Origin of the sequence: Lactobacillus sp. ESL0261 (assembly GCF_003693025.1) — a bacterium.
GTDB lineage: Bacteria > Bacillota > Bacilli > Lactobacillales > Lactobacillaceae > Lactobacillus > Lactobacillus kullabergensis.
Genome location: NZ_REHN01000002.1, coordinates 72,693 through 95,155 on the forward strand (window position 1 = coordinate 72,693; position 22,463 = coordinate 95,155).

General features: G+C 37.1%; 25 protein-coding genes and 1 other annotated feature. Of the genes, 16 read left to right on the forward strand and 9 right to left on the reverse strand.

All coding sequences use genetic code 11. The features are described from left to right. Positions 1–153: 153 nt before the first annotated feature. Positions 154–786: a DNA-3-methyladenine glycosylase gene (locus tag F5ESL0261_RS00770; protein WP_122051808.1), complete on the reverse strand. Its 633-nt coding sequence runs from the start codon at positions 784–786 to the stop codon at positions 154–156. 44 nt (positions 787–830) lie between these two features. Here F5ESL0261_RS00770 and F5ESL0261_RS00775 point away from each other — a divergent pair, with 44 nt between their 5' ends. Next, a complete protein-coding gene (locus F5ESL0261_RS00775; RefSeq protein ID WP_122051809.1) occupies positions 831–1,190 on the forward strand; it encodes a DUF488 domain-containing protein in 360 nt (119 codons plus the stop codon). On the opposite strand, the gene F5ESL0261_RS00780 is transcribed toward F5ESL0261_RS00775, so the two are convergent. The 3 genes from F5ESL0261_RS00780 to asnA all read right to left on the reverse strand — a co-directional run bounded on the left by F5ESL0261_RS00780 (position 1,185) and on the right by asnA (position 3,929). Further along, a complete protein-coding gene (locus tag F5ESL0261_RS00780; RefSeq protein WP_122051810.1) occupies positions 1,185–1,964 on the reverse strand; it encodes a TerC family protein in 780 nt (259 codons plus the stop codon). The two genes, F5ESL0261_RS00775 and F5ESL0261_RS00780, sit on opposite strands and share 6 nt — an antisense overlap. Before the next feature lie 121 nt (positions 1,965–2,085). Next, positions 2,086–2,790 (reverse strand): NAD-dependent protein deacylase, encoded by a 705-nt coding sequence (locus F5ESL0261_RS00785; RefSeq protein ID WP_122051811.1) that lies wholly within the window; start codon positions 2,788–2,790, stop codon positions 2,086–2,088. Positions 2,791–2,915: 125 nt separating this feature from the next. Then, complete coding sequence (gene asnA, locus F5ESL0261_RS00790; RefSeq protein WP_122051812.1) at positions 2,916–3,929, reverse strand: aspartate--ammonia ligase; 1,014 nt, start codon at positions 3,927–3,929, stop codon at positions 2,916–2,918. Between the two features lie 60 nt (positions 3,930–3,989). After that, positions 3,990–4,231, reverse strand: a binding site (T-box leader). 122 nt (positions 4,232–4,353) lie between these two features. Here asnA and F5ESL0261_RS00795 point away from each other — a divergent pair. Then, the gene (locus F5ESL0261_RS00795; RefSeq protein WP_034980835.1) at positions 4,354–4,830 is read left to right on the forward strand and encodes a hypothetical protein; all 477 of its coding nucleotides are present in this window, start codon (positions 4,354–4,356) and stop codon (positions 4,828–4,830) included. A gap of 31 nt (positions 4,831–4,861) precedes the next feature. Here F5ESL0261_RS00795 and F5ESL0261_RS00800 read toward each other — a convergent pair whose 3' ends face one another. After that, positions 4,862–5,164, reverse strand: coding sequence for a nucleoside triphosphate pyrophosphohydrolase (locus F5ESL0261_RS00800; protein WP_034980833.1), 303 nt, complete (start codon positions 5,162–5,164; stop codon positions 4,862–4,864). Positions 5,165–5,298: 134 nt separating this feature from the next. Here F5ESL0261_RS00800 and F5ESL0261_RS00805 point away from each other — a divergent pair, with 134 nt between their 5' ends. Next, positions 5,299–5,940, forward strand: a complete 642-nt coding sequence (locus tag F5ESL0261_RS00805; protein ID WP_034980832.1) for a nitroreductase family protein — start codon at positions 5,299–5,301, stop codon at positions 5,938–5,940. A gap of 51 nt (positions 5,941–5,991) precedes the next feature. Here F5ESL0261_RS00805 and cls read toward each other — a convergent pair whose 3' ends face one another. Further along, entirely contained in the window at positions 5,992–7,455 is a 1,464-nt protein-coding gene (cls, locus tag F5ESL0261_RS00810; RefSeq protein WP_370448878.1) for a cardiolipin synthase, read from the reverse strand. A gap of 17 nt (positions 7,456–7,472) precedes the next feature. Further along, positions 7,473–8,405 (reverse strand): alpha/beta hydrolase, encoded by a 933-nt coding sequence (locus tag F5ESL0261_RS00815; protein ID WP_122051814.1) that lies wholly within the window; start codon positions 8,403–8,405, stop codon positions 7,473–7,475. A gap of 69 nt (positions 8,406–8,474) precedes the next feature. On the opposite strand from F5ESL0261_RS00815, the gene F5ESL0261_RS00820 reads away from it, so the two are divergent. Further along, positions 8,475–9,275 carry a ribonuclease H family protein gene (locus F5ESL0261_RS00820; protein ID WP_122051815.1) on the forward strand — a complete coding sequence of 267 codons (801 nt, stop codon included), beginning with the start codon at positions 8,475–8,477 and terminating at the stop codon, positions 9,273–9,275. Here the strand turns inward: F5ESL0261_RS00820 and F5ESL0261_RS00825 are convergent, their stop codons facing one another. Continuing rightward, positions 9,276–10,244, reverse strand: coding sequence for a DUF1002 domain-containing protein (locus tag F5ESL0261_RS00825; RefSeq protein ID WP_122051816.1), 969 nt, complete (start codon positions 10,242–10,244; stop codon positions 9,276–9,278). A gap of 138 nt (positions 10,245–10,382) precedes the next feature. Between F5ESL0261_RS00825 and F5ESL0261_RS00830 the strand changes: the two genes are divergently transcribed. The 6 genes from F5ESL0261_RS00830 to F5ESL0261_RS00855 all read left to right on the forward strand — a co-directional run bounded on the left by F5ESL0261_RS00830 (position 10,383) and on the right by F5ESL0261_RS00855 (position 15,203). Then, entirely contained in the window at positions 10,383–11,228 is an 846-nt protein-coding gene (locus F5ESL0261_RS00830; RefSeq protein WP_109585749.1) for a glycosyltransferase family A protein, read from the forward strand. Then, entirely contained in the window at positions 11,225–11,881 is a 657-nt protein-coding gene (locus tag F5ESL0261_RS00835; RefSeq protein ID WP_109585750.1) for an alpha/beta fold hydrolase, read from the forward strand. Before F5ESL0261_RS00830 ends, F5ESL0261_RS00835 begins: the two co-directional genes overlap by 4 nt. A 154-nt stretch (positions 11,882–12,035) precedes the next feature. Further along, on the forward strand, positions 12,036–13,016 hold the full coding sequence (locus tag F5ESL0261_RS00840; protein ID WP_045927416.1) for a ribose-phosphate pyrophosphokinase: 981 nt from the start codon (positions 12,036–12,038) through the stop codon (positions 13,014–13,016). Positions 13,017–13,156: 140 nt separating this feature from the next. Then, positions 13,157–13,840: a TetR/AcrR family transcriptional regulator gene (locus tag F5ESL0261_RS00845; protein ID WP_122051817.1), complete on the forward strand. Its 684-nt coding sequence runs from the start codon at positions 13,157–13,159 to the stop codon at positions 13,838–13,840. An 11-nt stretch (positions 13,841–13,851) separates the two neighbouring features. Next, on the forward strand, positions 13,852–14,682 hold the full coding sequence (locus F5ESL0261_RS00850; RefSeq protein ID WP_122051818.1) for a hypothetical protein: 831 nt from the start codon (positions 13,852–13,854) through the stop codon (positions 14,680–14,682). Positions 14,683–14,729: 47 nt separating this feature from the next. Continuing rightward, positions 14,730–15,203: a nucleoside 2-deoxyribosyltransferase gene (locus F5ESL0261_RS00855; protein WP_045927419.1), complete on the forward strand. Its 474-nt coding sequence runs from the start codon at positions 14,730–14,732 to the stop codon at positions 15,201–15,203. A 66-nt stretch (positions 15,204–15,269) separates the two neighbouring features. On the opposite strand, the gene F5ESL0261_RS00860 is transcribed toward F5ESL0261_RS00855, so the two are convergent. Next, positions 15,270–16,268: a CAP domain-containing protein gene (locus tag F5ESL0261_RS00860; RefSeq protein ID WP_122051819.1), complete on the reverse strand. Its 999-nt coding sequence runs from the start codon at positions 16,266–16,268 to the stop codon at positions 15,270–15,272. A gap of 133 nt (positions 16,269–16,401) precedes the next feature. Here F5ESL0261_RS00860 and F5ESL0261_RS00865 point away from each other — a divergent pair, with 133 nt between their 5' ends. From F5ESL0261_RS00865 to F5ESL0261_RS00890, 6 genes are all read left to right on the forward strand, one after another. Next, positions 16,402–17,439, forward strand: a complete 1,038-nt coding sequence (locus tag F5ESL0261_RS00865) for a helveticin J family class III bacteriocin (protein WP_233560879.1) — start codon at positions 16,402–16,404, stop codon at positions 17,437–17,439. A gap of 153 nt (positions 17,440–17,592) precedes the next feature. Next, complete coding sequence (locus tag F5ESL0261_RS00870; RefSeq protein WP_122051820.1) at positions 17,593–18,678, forward strand: D-alanine--D-alanine ligase family protein; 1,086 nt, start codon at positions 17,593–17,595, stop codon at positions 18,676–18,678. Positions 18,679–18,704: 26 nt separating this feature from the next. After that, positions 18,705–19,484, forward strand: a complete 780-nt coding sequence (locus F5ESL0261_RS00875) for a helix-turn-helix domain-containing protein (protein ID WP_034980808.1) — start codon at positions 18,705–18,707, stop codon at positions 19,482–19,484. Positions 19,485–19,617: 133 nt separating this feature from the next. After that, positions 19,618–20,733 carry a YibE/F family protein gene (locus tag F5ESL0261_RS00880; protein WP_122051821.1) on the forward strand — a complete coding sequence of 372 codons (1,116 nt, stop codon included), beginning with the start codon at positions 19,618–19,620 and terminating at the stop codon, positions 20,731–20,733. Then, positions 20,730–21,500 carry a YibE/F family protein gene (locus F5ESL0261_RS00885; protein ID WP_122051822.1) on the forward strand — a complete coding sequence of 257 codons (771 nt, stop codon included), beginning with the start codon at positions 20,730–20,732 and terminating at the stop codon, positions 21,498–21,500. The genes F5ESL0261_RS00880 and F5ESL0261_RS00885 overlap by 4 nt, the downstream gene beginning before the upstream one ends. Beyond that, positions 21,487–22,305, forward strand: a complete 819-nt coding sequence (locus F5ESL0261_RS00890) for an alpha/beta hydrolase (RefSeq protein WP_122051823.1) — start codon at positions 21,487–21,489, stop codon at positions 22,303–22,305. The genes F5ESL0261_RS00885 and F5ESL0261_RS00890 overlap by 14 nt, the downstream gene beginning before the upstream one ends. Positions 22,306–22,463: the final 158 nt, after the last annotated feature.

The window sequence follows — 22,463 nt, forward strand, 5'->3', positions numbered from 1 at the left end:
ACAACCGCGACCTCTATTGCATTGGAAATTATTTAACTTAAAAAAATAATAGGCTATTAAGAGTGACTTGTCAATAATTTTATTTAAAAAATATTTTATAATTATCTCATTTATTATCTTTTACTATTTTAAAAGGGCACGGTGATCCTGTTCTCACTGCCAGCCATTATCCTTTTGATAGGCACTTTTTTTCATTCTGGAAACATACGGATTACCTGCTACATAGTAACGTAATTTTTTATTGGCCCATTCTAATTCGGATTGACTAACGCCAATTCTGGCACTGGTTTTAATTTCCTTAGCCCACTTTTTATGATTATCATCTAAATCAATTTTAAATGGGGAATCAGACAAGAAGTGTAAATTCCACTTTTTACTGTGAATACCAAAAGCCTGCATCATTTTCGCAGGACCATTAGTTAAAAGTATCCCATTTTTGCCGGCACGATTTTTAATCATCTGCTCTATGCCCCAGACTGGTTCGATGGCTCTAATTAAAACTCCTTGCGGCTCATCATATTCTTGTGTTGCGACATCAAAAAAGAAGTATTGTCTTTGAGCATAAATATAAATGGTGCCGCCTTTACGATAAAGACCCTCATTAGCCGGGCTGCGATGACCGCCATAAGAATGTGCTGCCCGGTCTTTAACGCCTAAGTAAGCTTCAGCCTCTACAATATAGCCACCCATTATATTCTGGCCATCATTATATATTAATGGTCTGCCAATCAAATCTTTAGTAATGGCAGCAGTTGATTTATTAGAGAAATAAGTTGAATAATTCATTTTTTCTTTCGTGTAGTAAACTTAAACTAAAAGGAGATATTACAATGACAAAGATAGAATTAGTACGCATTTACGACCATGAGCAGCCTGCTGGCTACCGCATTTTAGTTGATCGTCTGTGGCCACGAGGCAAAAGCAAAAAAGATGCTAATTTGGATGAGTGGGTCAAAGAAATTGGTCCCAGCACCGAATTGCGTAAGTGGTTCAATCACGATGATACTAAATATCCTGAGTTTAGGCAAAAGTACATTGCTGAATTAGAACATAATCCTGTGACTGCCAGTTTTGTCACCCGAGTGAAAGACGAACTTGCAAAACAAGATGTCCTTTTTCTTTATGGCGCAAAGAATAAAGAGCACAACCAGGCAGTTGTGCTCAAAGAATACGTTGAACAAAGACTATAATTTGCGTCTTTCCCTTTTTGTTCGTAGAAAGTGAAAAACGATGGTTAAGATCAGAATACCGAACACGATTATGGCAAAGGTCGTATTAGGCAGTTCGTAATGTAGCGGAGGCAGAGACAATAAAAGTTTAAGAGCAATGATAGCAATTAAAACGTAAGCCATCGGTTGCAGTTCAGGAATAATGTCCATCAATTTGATGATGATTTCGGCGACGCCCCGCATACACAAGATACCGATCATGCCACCAATTAATACTACTACCGGATTATTGGAAACCGCTAGGGCAGCTAAAACTGAATCAATTGAAAATACGATATCCATTGCTTCAATTGAAATAACAGTCCGCCAGAAAAGTGACAGAAAATGTTTGCCCTTTTTGGAAGCATGGTTGGGACTTTTTTCAGTTGTAATTTTTGTGTTGACTGCTCTTTTTTGGGGATGCTTTTGCTCGTAAAAAAACTTGAACGATAAATAGAAAAGATAGAGACTTCCTGCTAATTTAATTTCCCAAAAATTGATCAGATAAGTACCAATGCCAATCACAATGAAACGAAAAATGTATGCGCCCCAAAGACCATAGAATAATGACTTTTCCTGTTGTTTCTTGTCAGGCAAAATCTTGGTTTGAGCTGCCAAAACAACTGCATTATCAACAGAAAGCAAGCATTCCATTAGAATCAGGGTTAAGATGACGAGCCAATCTTTGCCACTGGTCAGTACGTGAATCCAATTACTTCCACTGAAAAAGGGAGCATACATTTTAAAAATTGCCATTTAAAAGCTCTTTTCTAGTTCAGAATTATTTTTAATTACTGTGTCAAGTTTTAACAAGTATTATAGTGGTGCTCGGGTAAAAAACAATCCTAATAACATAAAGACTTTTTTAAAAAATTAATTAAAGCTGTTTAAAAACATCTAGTGCATCCGCAATAATGGAAGAAATTCCTTCTGCTGGAATGGCAGTTTTATTAATTGCCCAAACTTTAGCTCCAGACTGCCTGTAAGATAAAAGCTGGGCAAAAGGGTACACGACGAAACTGGTGCCTGAAATAATTACGAGGTCAGAATTTTGCATTGCATTGACAGATTTGGCTAAACTGTCTCCGTTAATGGCTTCACCATATAAAACAATTCCCGGTCTGATAATACCGCCACAATTTTCATGCTGGTAAGATTTGGCGTATTCAGCGTATGAAACTGGTTTATGGCACTTAGTGCAGTAAATATTATAAAGACAGCCATGAAATTCGGTCACGTGTTTATTGCCGGCTTTGGTATCCAAGCCATCAACATTTTGTGTAATTAGATCGCCTTTTTCGTTGCAAATCTCGGCAATTTTCTGGTGTATTTCATTTGGCTTGGCTTCAGGGAAATACATATTATCCATCACAAATTTGTAGAAGAATTCTGGTCGCTGATAAAGCGTTTCTTCACTTAGAATTGTTTCCGGACTTTCAGAGACGCCATCATAAATACCGTTTTTGGACCGGTAATCAGGAATACCGGAATGAGTTGAAACTCCGGCACCAGTCAGAAAAGTAATGTGGCGTGCCTGATCAATATCATTTTTTAACTCAGCTATTTCATTTGCATCAATCATAATTTTGCCTTTCTTAAAACTAATTCTGCTACTGCTAGTTTACTACAAGATTTTGTCTAACATATAGGGTTATTGCAATAAAAAACCATGCAGTTTCTTTTTAACTGTATGGTTTTCTTCATTTATTATAGAATTTGAATGTCATGTTCTTCGCATTTGGCAATCATATCATGAGGCCAAACACTAGCTTGAACTTCACCGATGTGAGCTTTGCCAAGCAAAAGCATACATAAGCGGGATTGACCAATTCCACCACCGATGGTATAAGGTAATTCTCCATCAAGCAACATCCGGTGAAATTCCAGTTTTTCACGATCAAGGCAATCAGCTTTCTTCAGTTGTTCGTGCAGGCTTTCAGGACTAACGCGAATCCCCATCGAAGAAATTTCGATTTTTTGCTTTAACGGTTCATACCAGAAAATCAGGTCACCGTTTAATTCCCAGTCATCATAATCGGGTGCACGACCATCGTGTGGCTTGCCGCTTCTCTTCAGTTTATCGCCGACTTTCATTATAAAGACAGCCTTTTCTTCAGCAGTTATTTTGTTTTCTCTTTCTTCAGGGCTGATGTCCGGCCAGCGGTCTTCTAATTCCTGAGTAGTAATAAAGTAAAGCTTCTCGGGCAAACGGTAAGTAGAAGCAGGATAACGGGATGCACATTCAGCTTCAATTTCCTTAATACCAGTAAAAATTTTAGTGACAGTACTCTTTAGAGTTTCTTCTGTTCTTTCCTCTTTGGCAATAATTTTTTCCCAATCCCATTGGTCAACATAAATTGAATGAAAGTTATCTAAATCTTCATCGCGGCGAATGGCGTTCATGTTAGTAAAAAGTCCTTCATGCATGTTAAAGCCATATTTTTTAAGTGCCATTCTTTTCCATTTGGCTAGTGAATGCACTATTTCAAGTGTGTCGTCTGCCGGTAAATCCTTCGCATCAAAGGCAACTGGACGCTCAACTCCATTTAAGTTATCATTAAGCCCTGTATATTTTTCAACAAATAGCGGGGCAGACATTCGTTGTAAATTTAATTTTTTCGCCAAAATTGTTTGGAATCTTTCACGAATGAAAACAATCGCTGCTTCGGTATCGCGAATTGTGAGAGTTGGATGATAACCTGCGGGTAAAATTAAAGTCATTGTTTTGACCTCCTGTAAATTTAAGGAAAAGAAAAAGCCCTTTATCCCGTTTTTAATAAAAACAAGGACGAAAGGCTTTTTCCGCGGTACCACCTTAATTGCCCAAATATAGGGCCAACTCATGAAGCACTATCATGCTTCACCAGCGTGGTAACGTACTGGAGACGACACAACCTACTTTTACAAAAATTTCAGCGTGCTGCTAAAAGTGTTTTTCAATAACCCAGGGTCTAACGGTTTTCCACTATCACCGATTCACTTAAAGAGGTAAGTTATCTACTCGTCTTTTTCATTGCATTTAATTTGATAATAATTTAATCATGATTTTAATAAAATTGCAAGTAAAATATCATTAATGTTGAATAAAATATCTAAAGACTGTCAATCTGTTATAATAGATGAAAATACAATTGAGGAGAGTAATATGGTAGTTTTTTATCTAATTTTGGATGCCTTGCTTCTAGGCTACACTTGTTATAGTTGGTACTGGCAGGCAAATATTGACTTAAAGGGACATTATCGCTCGTCTTCAGTTATTTGGGCCGTAATTTTTATTTGGATCGGTTTTGCCTGGCAATTAATTGAAAAGGGCGATCCAGGTCTCAGTATTTTCTTGGCAATATTTTTGTTGATTGGTATTATTGACGGTTTTACGGGTCTCGCACCTAAAAGGGCTGTTGTTTCAGGTTACTTTCGGCGGACAGTCTCATATTCAGAGATTGCGATGGTCACTTTAATTAAAGTGCCTAATCCGAAGAAAAAGCAGGTAATTTGTATTTTAACAACCCAAAAGAACAGACAATATTACCTTCGTTTTTCATACGGCGTAGCACAAATTGTCGAAGCACTTAAAAATCATATACACCATGATATTCGGATTGAAATTCAAGATATTTTTTAAGCCACACATTAACGTGGCTTTTTTAATGAACTTATTTTTCTTCCCAATTCATTTCTAGATACTTGGTAAAGCCACCCTTAAGGGCGCGCTTTTCTTTTACTTGTTTTAAAAAAGTCGCTTGATCAACGTTTTTAAATTTAAGATAGGCTAAGATAACTTCATAAACGTCACCTAACTCTTCAATTAAATTAGTTTCAGTTTTAGCAGCAAGAACTTCATTAGTTTCTTCAATTAATTTTTTCTTTAAAGCTGGCTCAATTTCTGCGTGACTAAGTTCACGATAAGTAGCATAGTGCGCAAATTCCGGTATTTTGTCTCTAACTAATTTTTTCATTTTTATGACCTTCCTTACTTATAATATTTAAATTTTATTATACTGCTAATTTTTCAAAAAATTATGTGAAGAAGATAACAAAATGTAGTAAAATTAGAAAGTAGAGATATATTTATATTAGAAAGTGTGAAAATATGCGTAATAACGATTTTAATGACGTTGTACAAAACCGTCATTCTGTACGTCACTTTGATAAAAGTGTTAAAATTCCGCGTTCAGAATTTAAAGAAATGTTTGAAGAAACAGTAACTGCTCCTTCCGGTTGCAATTTGCAAGGTTGGCACTTTGAAGTAGCAGACACCCCGGAAACTATTGCTAAAGTTAAGAAATACATGCTGAGATTTAACGATCCCCAGATGGACAGCTGTGCCGCAGTTGTGCAAGTCTTTGCCGATGTTTATGCTTATAAAAAGTATCGTGAAAATTGGACTAAAGAATATGAGACAGGCAACATCACTAAGGAAAAATTAGACGAAGTCTTAAGAACCTTTTTGCCATCTTATGAAAATGGCACATATTATTCTTGTGCAATTGATTCCATTAGGTCTTGCTCACTTGCTGCTATGCAGTTTATGCTTGTTGCTCGCAACCATGGTTACGACACTAACCCAATTGCTGGCTATGATGAATCTAAAATTGCCAGAACCTTTAACTTAGAGCCAAAACGCTACTTACCAGTAATGGCAATAGTAATTGGCAAGAGCAATGAAACTGAAGAAACTATGGCTAAAACAACTCGCTACCCAGCTGAAACTGTTTATCACTTTGCGGAATAAATAATAAGAGCGCATTTTAAAAGCCTTCCAAGACGGAAGGCTTTTTGCTATTTATAAAATTGGCGAAAGCATCCGTGAAAAACTTTGCAAAATCTTAAGCCAGCGACCCTGTTTGGCAATATCCTCAGGAGTCAATAATGAAGAAACTTTCATATCGTTTTCAAATGATTTGGCAACTTCACGAGTGAAATTTTTATCATAAAAAACTGCAACATCTTCAAAATTAAGATCATATGAGCGGTAATCCTGATTCATTGACCCCACTGTAGAAAAAGTATCGTCTACTACAATTGTTTTGGCATGAATAAAACCTTTGTTGTAAATATAAATTTTAATGCCATAACGGGATAATTCATTGGCATACCATTGGGTAGCGCGGTAAATAAATGGGTGGTCTGGTTTACACGGTATCATAATCCGTAAATCTACTCCTGACTGGGCAATTGTTTGCAAAGTGGCAAACATTGCATCATCAGGAATTAAATATGGTGTCTGAATCCAGAGCCGTTTTTTTGCTAAAGACATCAGCCGCATAATACCATTACGCATATTAGCATTATAGCGGTCAGGTCCGTCTGAAACTATTTGTGTTGCTACATCACCGGGGTGAATCTCGTTTTCATCCAAGTTGGGGAAAAGGATAGTATTGAAAGCAATAACCTGATTTTCTTTTTGAATAGAGGCATTCCAATCCATCACAAACCGCTCTTGCAATAATAAAGAAGCAGATCCGACAATCCTCACTTGGCTGTCACGCCAATAACCAAATTTTTTCTTGCGACTCAGGTACTGATCCCCTATATTAAAGCCGCCAGTCCAGGAGGTTTTACCGTCAACTACCACAATTTTACGGTGCAAATGGTAGTTAATCCGGTACCGCGTAATCATGTTGCGAGAAGTAATAAAGGGCAGGACTACGCCACCGGCTTTTCTTAACTGATCAAACCAGGCTTTAGTTGCGCCCATAGACCCCCAAGCATCATATAACAAACGCACTGACACGCCTTCTTGTGCCTTTTTAATCAGTAAATTTAGAAAATCGTTGCCGATTTCATCATTATAAAAGGTATAAAATTCAACATTTACTGATTGCTTAGCGTTATTAATGTCAGCCATCATGTCATGAAACATTATTTTGCCGTCAGTATAGAGCTTAACGTGATTGTTTTTACTCAATGGTGATTCGCCATCATGATCAAAAAAATGTACCACCATTTTGGCTTTATTTGATGTATCAGATGTACTAATTTTCTTAGGTGCAGCAGTAATAGATTTTTGCACATTCCGCAACCCAATATGATGTTGCTTGTTAATGGCAAAAATATTTTCCTGTGAAATTCCCCGACCAAAAAAGCCGTAAATGATCATCCCTAAAACTGGGAAAACCAGCAGAATAATCAGCCAGGCCCAAGTAGTTGAGACAGAACGTCTTCTATGAAAGACGATATAAAAGGCTAGAATAGTATTAGTAATAATGATGATACGTCCTATGTCGCGGAGCAGAATCACACGTATTTCCTCCAAAAATCAAATTACTTCTTAATACCAATAAACTTATCAATAATGTCGATTACAAATGGATTATCGTGCATCCAGCTGTGTTCAGCGTATTTTTTACCGCGAATTTCAACTTCATGATAAGATTTAGCATAAGGAGCCAGAATATAGCGGATGCTTTTAGCAGAAGTGACGGAAATAAATTTGTCACTATTAGTGTTATCTAAAACATTACCATAAATATTTAATACTGAAATATTAGGATTAAACCGTTTGCGTCTGAGCAACAGATACAGATAGTGCAGATTAACTACAGCTGGACGACCTTTTTGGTTAAAGGCATTTACATTTGGGATATCTCCTAAATAAACAACACCGTCAAAAGGACCTGCGATAAACGCACATTTGACTAAATGAGGGAAATTTTTCTTTCGGTATTCACGCATTTCAGTCCGTACTATGCAGGGACATGCCAATGAATGTGCAATTGCTGAATAATGCGAAAAGTGGTACCTTTGAGCTAAAAAGGGCAGTGTAAAACGCAGGTAGTAGTCAATTGCATATACGCCGACGAGTCTCTGGCGAAAAACAACTTGCACTATTGGATTGGGATCACCAGTCCAAGTCCCTTCTAACTTAAAGTTTCCCAGTAAATCAACAGTAACTTTGAGATATTTGGGATTGCCTTTATCGGCAAGTGCCTGTTTAACCATTGCCTTTGTAGTGTAGTCACCGCCGCGAAAGCCATGAAAATAAATTATAGGTACCTGGTCAAAGTTGCCTTTTTTTGGTTCAATAGTGGCGTCATCTTCGATCCCCTTTTTGTGCAAACGCAAGAAAATACGTGTAGGTGCAAAAGTTGCCAAGGCAGCCAAGAAAACCATGCTTAGTCTGCTTGGTTCCTTTGCAAGGTCGCGCTTGTGGTTTTTCTCCACTTCTTCCTTGTATTTTTTAGTATTGAAGAACATAATACCACCTTAAAAATAGAACTACTTATATTTTAGCATTGACTGGGAATTTTAGTGATGGGGGGACATATGAAATTTTATGCAGTAAAAAAAGGCCACAAGCCAGGCGTTTATCGCACCTGGGATGAGGCCCGGAAACAAGTTGAAGGCTATTCTGGTGCTGAATACAAATCCTTTACCAAAATAACTGACGCCACTGAATATTTAGATTGGGATCGCAAAACAGTTCATCAAGTTTTTCAAAAAGACGAGGATTCATTACAAAAAGCCATTGCCAAGATTCAAAAAGAAAGTCGCAAAATCAAGCAAAATCCTGCCATTGACAATACACAAAAAGTGACAAAAGCAACTGATCAATTACTTCCAGCAGATTCCGGCAATTATTTTGCCACTATTTATACTGACGGCGGTACCCGCAACACCGGTAATTTTAAGGGTGGTCATGTGCGAGAAACTGATAAAGCTGCATGGGCTTATCTAATAGAATGGCAAGATCAGGGTCATAAAAAATCTACTTATGATTCAAACGGTGAATTTGGTGCGACTAATAATAAGATGGAACTAACGGCTTTAATAGAAGCGCTCAAAAAATTGCTCGAGTTGGGCTTTAATGAAAGACCATTATTATTTGTGCTAGATTCACAATACGTTTTAAATCCAATTACTAAAGGCTGGCTTAAAAGCTGGAAAAAGCGAGGCTGGACCAAAAGTACAAAAGGTGCAATTGCCAACCTTGAGTGTTGGCAGGAGCTGGAGCAGCTTTTAAATAAATTTCCTCAAGCTAAATTCGAATGGACTAAAGGACACGCCAATAATCGCGGTAATGAATTTGTTGATCATACATTAAACAAATTTATGGACCAAATGTAATTAATTAAAATTAACAACAATCAAGCCACTAAAAAGATTGCTGAAAAATGAAGTAATATTATGCCAAATTTGTTCAAACCAGTTACGATTTTCCGGAGTGTTTATTTTATCGAAGATTCCTTTGGCATTCTTCTTGATGTTTTTGGACAAAGCATCAGCCTGATCCTTAAATTTGTGATTTTTTAAAGCACCGGAATCACGGACTTCAATTAAGACATTAATAATTTGCTGTTTTTGATTATTATTAATGACGTCACCAAGATGATTAATATTGATCTGATTGTTTACAATATCATGAATTTGACTGTCTGACACATTGTTGCCGATTTTACCCATTTCCTGTTTAGCGCCGGCGACTGCATTATTTAATTGTGCATCGCTATAACCGCTTTTATCCTGATTTTCCTTAGTAATTTTACTTAAGGTATTCATTTCGTCTTGTGCCGCATTCACTTGGTTTTGATTTAGATTTTCTCCAGTTTTGTTGTAGGCAGCATAAACACCTGCTAAAGCACCGGAGCCATCAATTGGCACGGCACTGGTAACATAAATATTGGCATCAGAGATACCGGCAGTTAAAGCTGCATTTTTGTATTGGTCAGCTGTAATTGTTGTGATATTGTTGCGGCCTTGATAGTCAAGAATATGGACGTTAATACCACTACCTTGTGCTTCTTTTTCAATCATGGCACTGGACCAAACGCCAGAATGAGTTGTAAAGTTCGCACCAGAGGGATTAAGATATTTGACTAAGTCCTCACCAGTAATAGTAATTGTTTGGTAGCTATTGCCATTTAGCGGTTCACTGAGGGTTTTTAGGGTACCGCTTCTTTGGGAAGCAGTTAAAGAAGTTCCAAGGCAAACAACTGGTAATTCCTCTGCCTTAACAGTTTGTGTATCAGTACCGCACATGAGCAAACTAAAAAATAACAGTGTAATAATAGTTGAAATTGTTTTTGCTTTTTTCATAAAAAAATTAACTCCTTTTGACTGTTCCTAATTATACTAAATGCTAAAAACAAAAGGTTAAATTATAGTTATGTACTACTTACTTTACGATATTTTTAATATTTAAGATGGTATAATAACAAGTTAAAGGAGGAAGCTATGATTCAGCAACCTGAATTAACTGTCATTATGCCAATTTACAATGTTGAAAAATATTTAGATCGGGCACTTGAACATTTAGCTAAGCAAGATGATCCGAATTTTAAGTTGTTAATTGTCAATGATGGTTCAACGGATAATACGCGAAAAATAGCAGAAAGCTATCGTGAAAGATTCCGTTACTTTAAGATAATAAACAAGCACAATGGTGGCTTGTCTGATGCACGTAATGTCGGTATTGCCAATGTCGATACGCCATATTTTACATTTCATGATGGTGATGACTGGGTAGATTCCGATTATACAGCATTTTTTGTAAATGCTTTTCACAACCATCCGGATGCGGCAATGGTTTCCTGTGGCTTTTGGCTTGACTACGAAACGAAACCAGGCTCAATCCCTGTTACCAAAAAAATTGTCCAGGGTATGAAGGGCAAGGCTAGAACTTACCAGTTAATCAGCAACCCATTAGGCTCTTTGTGTGATAATCATTGCCTGTCTACTCCAGTCAAAGGCTATACCTGGAACAAGGGCTATAAATTATCTGTCGTGCGGAGGAATCATCTTCACTTCATGGAAAATTTGGCATTCATGGAAGATCAGATATTTAATGTGCAATATTTGGCTTTAACAGAAGGCTTTTATTGTGATAGTAAACCTATATACCATTATTGGCAGCGTAAGGACAGCATGGTTCATCACTTTAACGCCAAAATGATTCCTGATAATTTTAAGGCTAACTATATTATTGCTAAGATCATTGTCCGCAGCTTGTGGCATGAACATAAGAAAGAAAAAAGTTCTAATCAAAATTTGGTAGAGGCTAGCGAAAGAGACCAAAGATGAGAGAAAAAGTTAATGGTAACGAACTTTATTACAGTAAGTTAGGCAAGGGTGCCCCGCTGCTTTTATTACATGGACACCATTTAGATGGTGGCATGTTTGACCAAATTGTTGCCCCGCTTTCTCTTTACTATACGGTTTATGTTCTGGATATGAGAGGTCATGGCCTCAGTCAGGGAGAGCCTGCTGAGCACTATCAAACTGAAGTTGAAGATCTGGCTGCTTTTATTAAGCAAGTGAATATCCGGGGTTGCTATTGTTTTGGCTTTGATGCAGGCGGTTTGGTAGCAATGATGCTTGCAAGTCAGGATCAAAATATCTTTAAAAAGCTCATGGTAGCTGGTGTCTTTGTGAACGGCAATGGTATCAAATCATATCATTATTTGACTGAAGGCTTTCTGCGTTTCTTGCGCATGAACCGTGATAGTAAGGTGGAATTGTCGGAAAGTTTCATGTCTGTTGACAGTTTGAAGGCAATTAAGATACCGACTTATTGCGTCGTGGGAGAAAAAGACTGGGTTAAAGTAGAACATGTTCGCTGGTACAGTCAAATTATTCCTCAAGGGCAGCTTCTGATTATGCCTAGACAAAAGCATGAAAGTTACGCAGTTAAGAGTTTTAAATTGCTAAACTTAATGGAAGACTTTTTTAAATAGTTTATTTAATTCAAGAAGACTTTTACTTCAAACTTAATATTTAACAGCCGATAATACTTTCGGCTTTTTTGAATTTTTACTTTTCTAGGCACTGAGGACTTTTTTGGTTATAATAGACTTGCAAAGATTGTAATTTTTAAAAAACGAGGTAGTCATGAACAAGGAAGAACTTCTTCAAATATTGCACCCGATGAAGCTGATTGGGTTAGGCGGAAATCCCGCATTAAATGAGAAAATTGCGCAAATTTTGAAAAAGCCGTTAATTGAAACTGCTGTGCAACATTTTAGTGACGGTGAAATTCAAGTTAATATTGGCGAAAGTGTCAGAGGATGTGACGTTTTCGTTATTCAGTCAATTCAGGATCCCGTAAATGAAAACTTTATGGAATTGGAAATTGTTTTAGACGCATTGCATCGTGCTTCAGCACACAGAATCAATGTAGTAGTGCCATACCTGGCTTATTCACGTTCAGATACCAAAACTCGTTCGCGGGAACCAATAACTGCTAAGCTTATAGCTAATTTATTACAAATTACTGGTCTGGATCACTTAATTGCTCTTGATTTGCATGCTTCGCAAATTCAAGGCTTTTATAATGTGCCGGTTGATCATTTGCATGCTATGCCGCTTTTAGCACAATACTTTATTGATAACGGTATTGCTACTAAAGAAGAAGACGATATTGTGGTTGTTTCTCCAGATCATTCTGGGGCTAAACTTGCTCGTAATTTTGGTCAGTGCTTTGATGCTCCAATTGCGATTGTTGATCAGCGCCGTGCACGTTATGACGCAGATGTACATGACATGATTGGTGATGTTAAAGACAAAAAATGTATTATTGTAGATGATTTAATTGATACGGGGTCACGTATTTCTTCTTCAACTAAGTCAGTTCTAGCGGCAGGCGCCAAGAAAGTTTATGTTGCTTCAACACACGCATTATTATCACAAAATGCAACTGAAGTTCTGAATGAGTTGCCAATTGAACAGATAGTGGTAACTGATACAATTAAACACAGCCATTATCCAGATAGAATGGTCCGTATTTCAGTAGATTTGCTTTTAGCGCGGGGAATTAATTATGTATATAATGACCGCTCAATGCATTTGTTAAGTGAAAGTAAATTAAAGTAATTACATATTAAATGGCTTACTTTTAGTATATGTTTCTTTAGTAAAAACTATCAGCCAATAATATACCAGTGCCTTTTTGTTTATTTATTCTATATCATTGGTATAATGGAGGCAAAATGTATAGGAGCTGAGAAAACATTATGGCACGACGTAAAAATTATAAAAGAAGACGTACAATTTTAAGTAATACTTTTCACTTAATTAGAGAAAATGGTATGGACAGTGTTTCATTTCAAATGATTGCAGAAAAGTCTGGCATTTCCAAGTCATTGTTGCAGTCATACTATCCACATAAATCAAACTTGATTGCTGATGTAGTTCGGAACATTCTCAATACGCTAGACAAGCAAGTGCAGAAGTTTAGTGTTAGTAAAGAAGACGAAGTATGTGCTCGCACCAAAGCTTTTATTTATGCAATTGAAATGTTGGGAATTTATGATGAAGGTCTTAAACGTATTATTACTGAGGTGTTTAAGAGTAATGAATCACTAGATTTTTGGAGTAAAACTATCAACGACTGGTTGAAAGAAAAGCAGTTGTTTGACCACTTTGACTTTGAGCCAAAAGAAGTGCGGATGGGAATTGCCTTTGCCGTAACTGGTGTGAGTCGTCTTTATTATGATAATAAAGAATATGAAGTTTCTCCTGAAGAAATAGCTGATTATGGTACCAAAGCATTCATGTACAGTTTTTTACATTCCTCAAAACCAACTATCGAAAAGGCGCTTAAAGAGGGTCATGAGATTATTGAATCTACTGATATTAAGACCATTCATCATGCAATAGATACGATGTTTGATGAAGACAAGGAGATTGTCTGTTAGAAAGGAAAAATATGGCAAATGGCGCGCGAGATGGTTTGCACAGAATAAGTCAGGAACAGAATAACCAATACAAACAGGTTCTGTCCTTTATCATCTTTCTGATTGTATCGCTAACCATGATTACCGTGACTTTCCTTAATCCCTTTTTTATGAAGGGACAAATGAGAAACAGTAGTAATGAAGCTGTAGTAGTCAGGCAAATAAACAAGCATTTTGATGCATTAGCAGAAACAATTGGAGCTAATAAAAATGGGAACGCTAATCTGCTAACTACTAAGCAAACTCAACCAATTGCTGATCATATTATTGACTATACCCTTGGAAGACCTTGGTTTAAGTTTAGTAATATCAAATTGGCCAAACAAATTTTACATGACATTGATTTAAACATTGATCAAGGTGCATCGAGTGATGCCCAATTAGTACAAGAAAAATTAAAGGAGCAGGAAAATAATGCTCCATTTGATGTAATTGATACTTTTAATTTGAATACCATTACTCTTGGAGGCAATATTGCTTTTATCTTATTAATTGTTAATGTAATTATCCTGATAATGGCTATTATTAGTTTACGTTCATTAATAAGTGATATGAAGTTATTTTTCAATTCAAAAATGCTGACTCACGAAATTACCGCATGTGGTATGTGGGCAGGTTTTTGGTTAATATTAATTGCGGGCATATTGGCAGTTATTCCAGTAATTTTTAATGTTGAAGGTTTAGCTGTATTAGGTTTTGTGTTAGAAATAAGCAGCAGTATCTTTCTGGACTTTGTTATTGTAGGAGTTGTTCTTTATATTTTAAGTGCAATTCCGTGGGAAATCAGTTCTCCCAATAATTAGTCTCTCTGTTTTAAAATAATTAATCGTTTTTTTCAAAGGAAACATATATGAAAATTTATTTTGCAAATGCTCTGTTTTCACAAGCAGAAATTAATTACAATGCGCAATTGGCGGCTAAAATTCGTCAAATAGATGATGCAATTGATCTATATTTGCCCCAGGAAAATGCATCAATTAATGATAAACAAGCTTATGCTGATTCTAAAATGATTGCTCAAGCCGATACTGAAAAACTGCTTAATAGCGATTTAATGATTGCCGTTCTTGACGGCCTCAGCATTGATAATGGGGTAGCTAGTGAAATAGGCGTAGCTTATGCAAAAGAAATCCCGATAATTGGTTTATATACAGATACTCGCCAGCAGGGTGCTACTAACCAAAAGAAGTTACAAGCTTTAACCCAGATTGCCGAAAACCAATTTCATTATGTCAACTTGTATACTACTGGTCTAATTAAACTTAATGGCACCATTGTTAATAATGAAAAAGATTTATTGGCTGCCGTAGCCAACTATATTTAAAATTAACTCAGTTCACATAATAAAACATACGAAACCTCGAAGGAAAATAATTCTTCGAGGTTTTTATTATTCTATTGACTTGTTTTGAAGTTGAAACAGCTTAAAGGTGTAACTAGTTAAACCCGTGATTTTTACTTCATACTCGTGACCGAGAACTAGTGGAATTGAGCCTGGATAGTAGGTAATAATAGTTTCAAAATTGCCATAGCCTGTATGACTGTAATTACGTACATTTTCTGCTTGATAAGTTCTGCCAGTATCTTTATCAGTAATGGTAATTTTTGGTGTGTCTGCATAAATTTTATTAGAGAGATAAATTGACCAGGCAATATTTTTACCTTGTAAAAGCTCAATGGGAAAGACGCCCCTATTGGGATAAGTTACGGTTTCTCGACTGGGAGTACGAAAGACATCAGCAGGGTTAAAAACTTTTTGCACAGAATAACGATAACCATTTTTGCCATAAGCAGCACCTGCGCCTGTCGTAGTTAAGCGCGTTGATAGCAGCCATGCACGGTGACCGGTGTCAGCACCGGTCAAGTTGTACCGATCAGTAATTAAGTCAGTGATAACTTCACCTGCAGTCTGGTCACTGGTATTAAAATTAAGATTGGCCTTGCTGGAAATGTTGCGGGCTAATTGCCAAGTAGTTTTATTAATTATTTTCGGTCTTTTTTCATAAGGCAAATTATGCTGATTGACCATCGGGTTAGCATCGAGAGCGGCTAAAACGGCAGCAGTTTTTTGCGCGGCAATATTATCTTGAAAATTTTCTTTAACAGGAGTCAAATTAAATAACTTTCTATAATAGTTTGTATATGCCAATTGACTGTCAAGGTAGTCCGGCACAAGTGTGCCCGCCTTAAATTTAGTTTTAAACTGCGGCTTGTTTAAATAAAGGTTATTATGGTTATAAGTAGTGTTATCGAGTTGTGCATATTCCTGCTGCAAACGACTCACTTCCTTGATTTCACTTGGAGTAAGTTCTGCAGCGAAAACTTGCGTATTGCTAAAAGAAAAAATGAAAAGCAAACAGAAGAGGGCAGTGTAAAATTTTTTTATCATTTAAGATGCTCTCCTTTCTTTAGCCTAAATTATAAGGCAAAATAAAACTGAGTAGAATTTAATTTTTAAAATAATAATTATATTTAATAAATTGATTGAGTTTTTGGAAAAATTTAGTGAGGAAATGACAGTCTTGGCTAATGATGAAAAGATGCAGGCAGCACAAAACGTCAAAATTGCTCTGTTAAGCAAGTTGGACGATTGGGATGGGGTAACTGGACCAGTAGATCAGGACTTGCGCCAAGTAGTAGTCCAGAAAACCAGCATTATTGACGGTAATACTTATGTTTTGCAACACGTAGCAGGAGACAACTTTGTTTATCGCGGCAAAAATGGCAACAATGTTTCTTTTAATAAGCAAATTCCAGTTTTGCATTTAACCGGCACCGCTGCAGGTCATACTCAGACGCTGGAGTATGCTGGAAGACCAGGGCAGTGGTTCGTTGGCACAAAGCCAAACGACTTAAACCCCATCTGGTCGACTTGGTCTAAACAAATTGCGCGCATAAAAATTCCGCATTATTTTAAGATTACGGCTAATACCAAATTGCAACCAAGATTATCAAATTTAAATTATGCAGGAGCTGATTTAGGCATAGGCTGTGCAGGCAATCAATTTTCCCGCGTAGAAGCTGCAGTTTCACCAGATTTGCGTTATTTTCTGCTTGCATACGGTGATAACGACTATACCGGTTATTTTGCACTCTATTATTTAGCAGAAATTAATAAGGCGCTTGATGAAGCTGCAACTGCAAGCAAATACGTTGATATCAGAACAATAAAAAGTATAGCCGCTTTTAAAATGCCACAATTTTATGGACGAGCTGGGTTAGTTGGTTCGCTGCAAGGCTTTGCTATTGACAACAACCGCACAATCTATGTTTCCAGTCAATTTGCGGACGACAGGCTCGGTCAAAATAGAAAAATTGTTAAAATTCCTTGGGGAGAAGCTGATCCTGCATTTTGGGAGTTGGTAAATTTAGCCAATGAAAGTAAACTGGAAATTCCGGGCTATTATACTGAGCTTGAGGGCATTCAACTGGCTACCGTTAATGATCTTTACTTAACCGTAGCCTATCATCAGTCTTTTGATCCCACCGCTTTGGGCAAATATCCAACCAAAATCAATCAACTTTATGAAATAACTTGGGATTCGAATAGCAATTTTTAATATAGTGTAAATTTTTGCTTTATGATTTTGCTTTATACAAGACTTTTTGCTTATAATAAAAAATATTCCTAAAAAATTGTCTAATTTACAGCTCTTCGGGTTTTTCTTGCCGTATAATTAAAAGTTAGAAACAATGACTAAGAGGTAAAAATAATGACTAAGAAAACACAAGTTGGTTTAATTTTTGGCGGTAATTCATCTGAATACGAAGTCTCAATTATGTCTGGCCACAACATTTATAATGCGATCGATCAAGATAAGTTTGACGTCCACCCAATTTGGATTACCAATGACGGCTATTTGGCCAGTGAAGAAGACTCTTTTAAAGTCTTAAAGGATCCAAGATATACTATTGAGAATCCGCATGAAGTAGCCAACATTTCAAATTTAATTCAACTAAAGAATTTACCGGAAATTGATGTTTTCTTTCCGATTGTTCACGGCAATTTAGGTGAAGACGGTTGTCTGCAAGGACTGTTCAGAATCTTAAACAAGCCCTTTGTTGGTGACGATGTCCTGGCTTCTGCCGTGACCATGGATAAGGAATTTACCAAGATTTTAGCACAGCGAGTTGGTGTTCCTGTAGCTGATTGGATCGCAATTAAGCGTTTTGAATATGAAGATGCTAATAATGCTAAACGTGATTATGACAAAGTGAGCGCTAAACTGGGCAGTGATCTTTTTGTTAAGCCCTCAAATCAAGGCTCTTCAGTTGGTGTTCATCATGTTACTAATAAAAAAGAATTTGATGATGCTCTGGCCGATGCTTTTAGATACGATGATAAGGTCTTAATTGAAGAAACCATTCACGGTACAGAAGTTGAAACTGCTGTTTTAGGTAATGACAAGCCGATTGTTTCCGGTGTAGGACAAATCATTAATGCGGCAGGTACTTTTTACAGTTATGAAAATAAATATGATGATGATTCAACTACTACTTTGCAAATCCCTGCCAAATTACCTCAAAAAATTGTAGATAAGGTTAGAGCGAACGCCTTAAAAGTTTATCAAGTCACAGAATGCAGTGGTTTAGCTCGTGTAGATTCTACTTTGCGTGAAAGTGATCATAAAGTAATCTTAACGGAGGTTAATGCCTTGCCCGGGTTTACTAATATTAGTATGTATCCCAAACTTTTTGAAGAGGCAGGAATTTCTTATTCGGAATTAATTACCCGTTTGATTGTCAAAGCGCAGGAGCGTTTTGATCATAAGAAAAACTTGTTACACAAAATTGGTTAATTTGATTGTGCTGGGGAGTATATCTAATGAGTGAAGATAAGCATAATTTTGAAGAATTAACCGCGCCTTCTGCGACGGCTAAGAAATTGCACATTAGTGTTGCAACTTTACGTAAATATTCTTTAATTGTAGAAAAAGTTACTGGTAAACCGGATTACTATGCACGGACTAAGCAAAATGCGCGCTTATACAGTAAGCAGGATGTGCAGGATCTCGAAGATTTTCACCAATTAGCCCGGGATAATGGCTTAACATTGCAAGAAGCCGCACAGCAGGTTTTTGCTGTTACTGACAAAAAAGACAAGCCTCAGCATATGGATAACGGTAAAAAGCAGGAGGTAATGTCTACTTCCCAGATGGTGAAATTACTGAATGCTTTGCAACAAACTATTGGTCAGCAAAATATAGCGCTGAGCAACTTGCAAAAGCAATTGAACCATATTGAAAAGCAGAATAAAGAGCTGCTCAAAAAACAAAAGCAATTACAGCAGCCTGCAGCTAAAAAAACTAGTGCTGAAGAAGATTTTAGCGTGTTACCGGATATTTCAGGAATTGTTACCGATAACGGTGATGACATAACTGATGTGCAGGAAATGCCAGAGACGAAGCCTCTAACAGCAGCCGAAAAACGGGCTCAGGTGGCGCAGGATGAAGGAAAATCAAGTGAACAGATGCATGAAGAGATTTTGGCTAAAGCTAAGGAAAATGCTGAAAAAAGTGCAAACGCCAATGCCCACCGCACGTTAGCAGATATGCAGATCGAACCGGAAAAAACTCACTGGTGGCAGCGATTCTTAGATATGTAGGCACATAAAGAACGACTTTTGATTAAAAGTCGTTTTTATAATATTTAAATTTTACAAATTTAGCTTAAAATTAATGTCTGATAACTGTTTTTAAGTTACAGTAGGTAAGTATAAATCGATTGGAATGATTTGATTGAAAAAAATTAAAAAACGCTACTTATTTGCGGTATTAATAGCAGTTGTGGGGTTAATTTTAACTACCTGCACCTATTTTGCAACAGATATTTATTCTAAAAATGATGTGGCTGTAATTACCGATACTAAGATTAAGGATACTTTGGAAGAAAAAAGTACGGATGTCTATGGCAATAAAGACGAAACCAGAAAGCAGGTTCTTCATTTAAAAGTCTTGTCTGGCAAATTTAAGGGCAAAACCTATCAGACTATCAATATGTATTATCCATCACAGTTAGTTACCCAAAAGTTTCGTGCAGGTCAGCGCCTGTTTGTCAGTGTCAAACACGGTGAACCGGTTATTCAGGATCCTAAACGAGACTGGGTTTTGGTTTTGGCAATGACAGTAATGTCCACGCTGATGGTGGCAGTCTCAGGTAAAAAGTCGTTTAGTTTAATTGCATCGATGATACTCAGCTGGGTAATTTTCTACCTTGTGATTATGCTGGATATTAAACTAAATGGCTCTTATATCGTTTTATTATTTGGCTTAGCCGATATTGTTTTTTCATTCTTTAGTTTATTGGTTGTTCAAGGTTTTAACCGCAAGATGCTGGCAACGTGGCTGGCAACAATTTTAGGCACTTTTGTTTCTTTTGCATTGTGCTACTTAATTATGCGTTTGACAGGAGAAACGGAAATTAAATATGAAACAGGAGATTATGCGACGCAGGATCCTCGTGGCATCTTTTTAGCACAAACATTACTGGGAATTTTAGGAGCCGTGATGGACGAAGCCACCGATATTATTTCCAGTCTTTACGAATTGATCCAGACTAAGGTCGATTTAACTGCCAAGCAGTTAATTCAAAGCGGACGCACAATGGGACAAGAAATAATGGGACCACTGATTAACGTTTTGGTTTTAATCTTTATGTCAGAAGAATTGCCAATGACGATTATCTATTTGCGGGATAACAACAGCTTGCGTTCCACTTTCGGCTTCACCCTTTCCCTCGGTGTCACACAAAGTATCATTTCCGCAATTGGGATTGTTTTGACGGTGGTCTTTGCCACGGGTTGCAGCCTGCTGTTTTTAGAAGAAAAAAAGCGGAAAGCGGGGATTAAAAAATGAGTACCTTAACTGCCTTACTAATTGTGCTTGCAATTTTGATGACTGTTGTTGGCGGTGAAACAGGGATTCGCAGTTTTTTTAGTGTTTTAATCAATACTTTCTTATTAATTTTAGTTGCTATTCTGATTTCCTGGGGGATTAATATTCCACTTCTGATTTTCATTTTTGTCCCGTTAAAACTGGTAACCATTATTTTCTTAGGAACGCATGATTATCAAGTTGCTAAAAATTCTTTTTATTCTTCACTGATTGTGTGCCTGGCAACTAGTGTAATAATTATGGGTTTTGAATGGTTGGCGCAAGCTGCTGGTCTTGGACCTGAAGCAGGTGAAATTTTGGTAGGCTTATCCCAAATGCCCGGGTTAAGTTACCCTTTAATTGCAGTTGCGGTAGCTATATTTTCAACGCTGGGTGCTGTAGCCGAATCCGCTGTTGCTATGAGTTCAGGACTTTTAGAAATCAAAAAGCATAATCCAGAAATATCATATGAGGAACTCAAGGCCAGTGGTGCTAAAATCGGCAACGATGTTCTGGGAACAGCTATGAATACCATTTTATTTGGGATGTTTGGCAGCTTTCTTTCATTATTTTTATGGTACATTCGTTTGAATTATACGTTAGGTGAGGTATTAAACGAAAAAATGTTTGTCAATGAGGCTTTGATTATAATGTACTCTCTAATTGGTGTATTATTAACAGTACCATTAGCAACAACCTTTTTAGCAAAAAACATGGTAAAAGTGGGGGAAGAAAATGAAAGTAAATGATTTAACGTTAACTAATTTTAACCAGCGCAAGTTCAACCTGCACACATACACATTGGGTTCAATTGGTGAATTGGTAACTCCAAAGCACCCTTTGGCGATAGTAGTTCCAGGTGGCAGTTTTGACCATTTGTCTAAAAGAGAGGGAGAGCCGGTTGCCTTGGCTTTCAATAATTGCGGCTTTAACAGTGTGGTCATGGAGTATAACCTCGTGCAAGACGAAGGTGACATTTATCCGGATGCCGGGCTTGATGTCTTAAGCACTGTTAAATACTTTCGGGAGCATGCGCAAGACTATCAGATTGATCCAGATAAAATAGTCACAATCGGCTTTTCTGCTGGTGGTCACGTTGCTAGTTTTGCCAACAGTATGGCTAACTCTGCAGAATATCAAAAAGAGTTTGGTTTTAAGAGTGCGGAAGTTCTGCCTAATAAGACTATTTTGGGTTATCCCTTAATTAATCTGACTAAAATTGGCTTTGACATTCCAGAAGATGAACAAGATAAAGTACCCCAAGATGAATTTATTAAGGATAGTTCATTAGGTGTAACTGCAAACACTCCGGCAACTTTTATCTTCCATGCCTGGGATGATCCTATTGTACTTGTAACCAATACGTTTGAATACGTGGAAGCCTTGCATAACCAGAAGGTTCCCTGTGAAGCCCATATATTCAATCGTGGTGGTCACGGGTTTTCCTTAGCTCGTAAAGATATGGTAGTTAAGGGTAGAGAATGGCAAGAGAATCCACACGCTGCCCACTGGTTCGAACTGGCACAGGAATGGCTGGCAAGTGAATGGCAATAAAAGGGGTACAGATGCTGTACTCCTTTTTGTTCGGGTTTTAGAAGATTTGATTATAAAATTATAATAATATTCATATTAGAAACAAAAAATTTAAATTATTTTAAGCAAAGGCCTTGCATTTATTTTTAAAGGGTATATAATGCTGGTATTTAAATCGA

What these genes read in the sequence shown, in the direction of transcription:
- F5ESL0261_RS00770 (WP_122051808.1), bottom strand. Translation starts at nt 786, where the DNA reads ATGAATTATTCAACTTATTTCTCTAATAAATCAACTGCTGCCATTACT.
- F5ESL0261_RS00775 (WP_122051809.1), top strand. Translation starts at nt 831, where the DNA reads ATGACAAAGATAGAATTAGTACGCATTTACGACCATGAGCAGCCTGCT.
- F5ESL0261_RS00780 (WP_122051810.1), bottom strand. Translation starts at nt 1,964, where the DNA reads ATGGCAATTTTTAAAATGTATGCTCCCTTTTTCAGTGGAAGTAATTGG.
- F5ESL0261_RS00785 (WP_122051811.1), bottom strand. Translation starts at nt 2,790, where the DNA reads ATGATTGATGCAAATGAAATAGCTGAGTTAAAAAATGATATTGATCAG.
- asnA (WP_122051812.1), bottom strand. Translation starts at nt 3,929, where the DNA reads ATGACTTTAATTTTACCCGCAGGTTATCATCCAACTCTCACAATTCGC.
- F5ESL0261_RS00795 (WP_034980835.1), top strand. Translation starts at nt 4,354, where the DNA reads ATGGTAGTTTTTTATCTAATTTTGGATGCCTTGCTTCTAGGCTACACT.
- F5ESL0261_RS00800 (WP_034980833.1), bottom strand. Translation starts at nt 5,164, where the DNA reads ATGAAAAAATTAGTTAGAGACAAAATACCGGAATTTGCGCACTATGCT.
- F5ESL0261_RS00805 (WP_034980832.1), top strand. Translation starts at nt 5,299, where the DNA reads ATGCGTAATAACGATTTTAATGACGTTGTACAAAACCGTCATTCTGTA.
- F5ESL0261_RS00815 (WP_122051814.1), bottom strand. Translation starts at nt 8,405, where the DNA reads ATGTTCTTCAATACTAAAAAATACAAGGAAGAAGTGGAGAAAAACCAC.
- F5ESL0261_RS00820 (WP_122051815.1), top strand. Translation starts at nt 8,475, where the DNA reads ATGAAATTTTATGCAGTAAAAAAAGGCCACAAGCCAGGCGTTTATCGC.
- F5ESL0261_RS00825 (WP_122051816.1), bottom strand. Translation starts at nt 10,244, where the DNA reads ATGAAAAAAGCAAAAACAATTTCAACTATTATTACACTGTTATTTTTT.
- F5ESL0261_RS00830 (WP_109585749.1), top strand. Translation starts at nt 10,383, where the DNA reads ATGATTCAGCAACCTGAATTAACTGTCATTATGCCAATTTACAATGTT.
- F5ESL0261_RS00835 (WP_109585750.1), top strand. Translation starts at nt 11,225, where the DNA reads ATGAGAGAAAAAGTTAATGGTAACGAACTTTATTACAGTAAGTTAGGC.
- F5ESL0261_RS00840 (WP_045927416.1), top strand. Translation starts at nt 12,036, where the DNA reads ATGAACAAGGAAGAACTTCTTCAAATATTGCACCCGATGAAGCTGATT.
- F5ESL0261_RS00845 (WP_122051817.1), top strand. Translation starts at nt 13,157, where the DNA reads ATGGCACGACGTAAAAATTATAAAAGAAGACGTACAATTTTAAGTAAT.
- F5ESL0261_RS00850 (WP_122051818.1), top strand. Translation starts at nt 13,852, where the DNA reads ATGGCAAATGGCGCGCGAGATGGTTTGCACAGAATAAGTCAGGAACAG.
- F5ESL0261_RS00855 (WP_045927419.1), top strand. Translation starts at nt 14,730, where the DNA reads ATGAAAATTTATTTTGCAAATGCTCTGTTTTCACAAGCAGAAATTAAT.
- F5ESL0261_RS00860 (WP_122051819.1), bottom strand. Translation starts at nt 16,268, where the DNA reads ATGATAAAAAAATTTTACACTGCCCTCTTCTGTTTGCTTTTCATTTTT.
- F5ESL0261_RS00870 (WP_122051820.1), top strand. Translation starts at nt 17,593, where the DNA reads ATGACTAAGAAAACACAAGTTGGTTTAATTTTTGGCGGTAATTCATCT.
- F5ESL0261_RS00875 (WP_034980808.1), top strand. Translation starts at nt 18,705, where the DNA reads ATGAGTGAAGATAAGCATAATTTTGAAGAATTAACCGCGCCTTCTGCG.
- F5ESL0261_RS00885 (WP_122051822.1), top strand. Translation starts at nt 20,730, where the DNA reads ATGAGTACCTTAACTGCCTTACTAATTGTGCTTGCAATTTTGATGACT.
- F5ESL0261_RS00890 (WP_122051823.1), top strand. Translation starts at nt 21,487, where the DNA reads ATGAAAGTAAATGATTTAACGTTAACTAATTTTAACCAGCGCAAGTTC.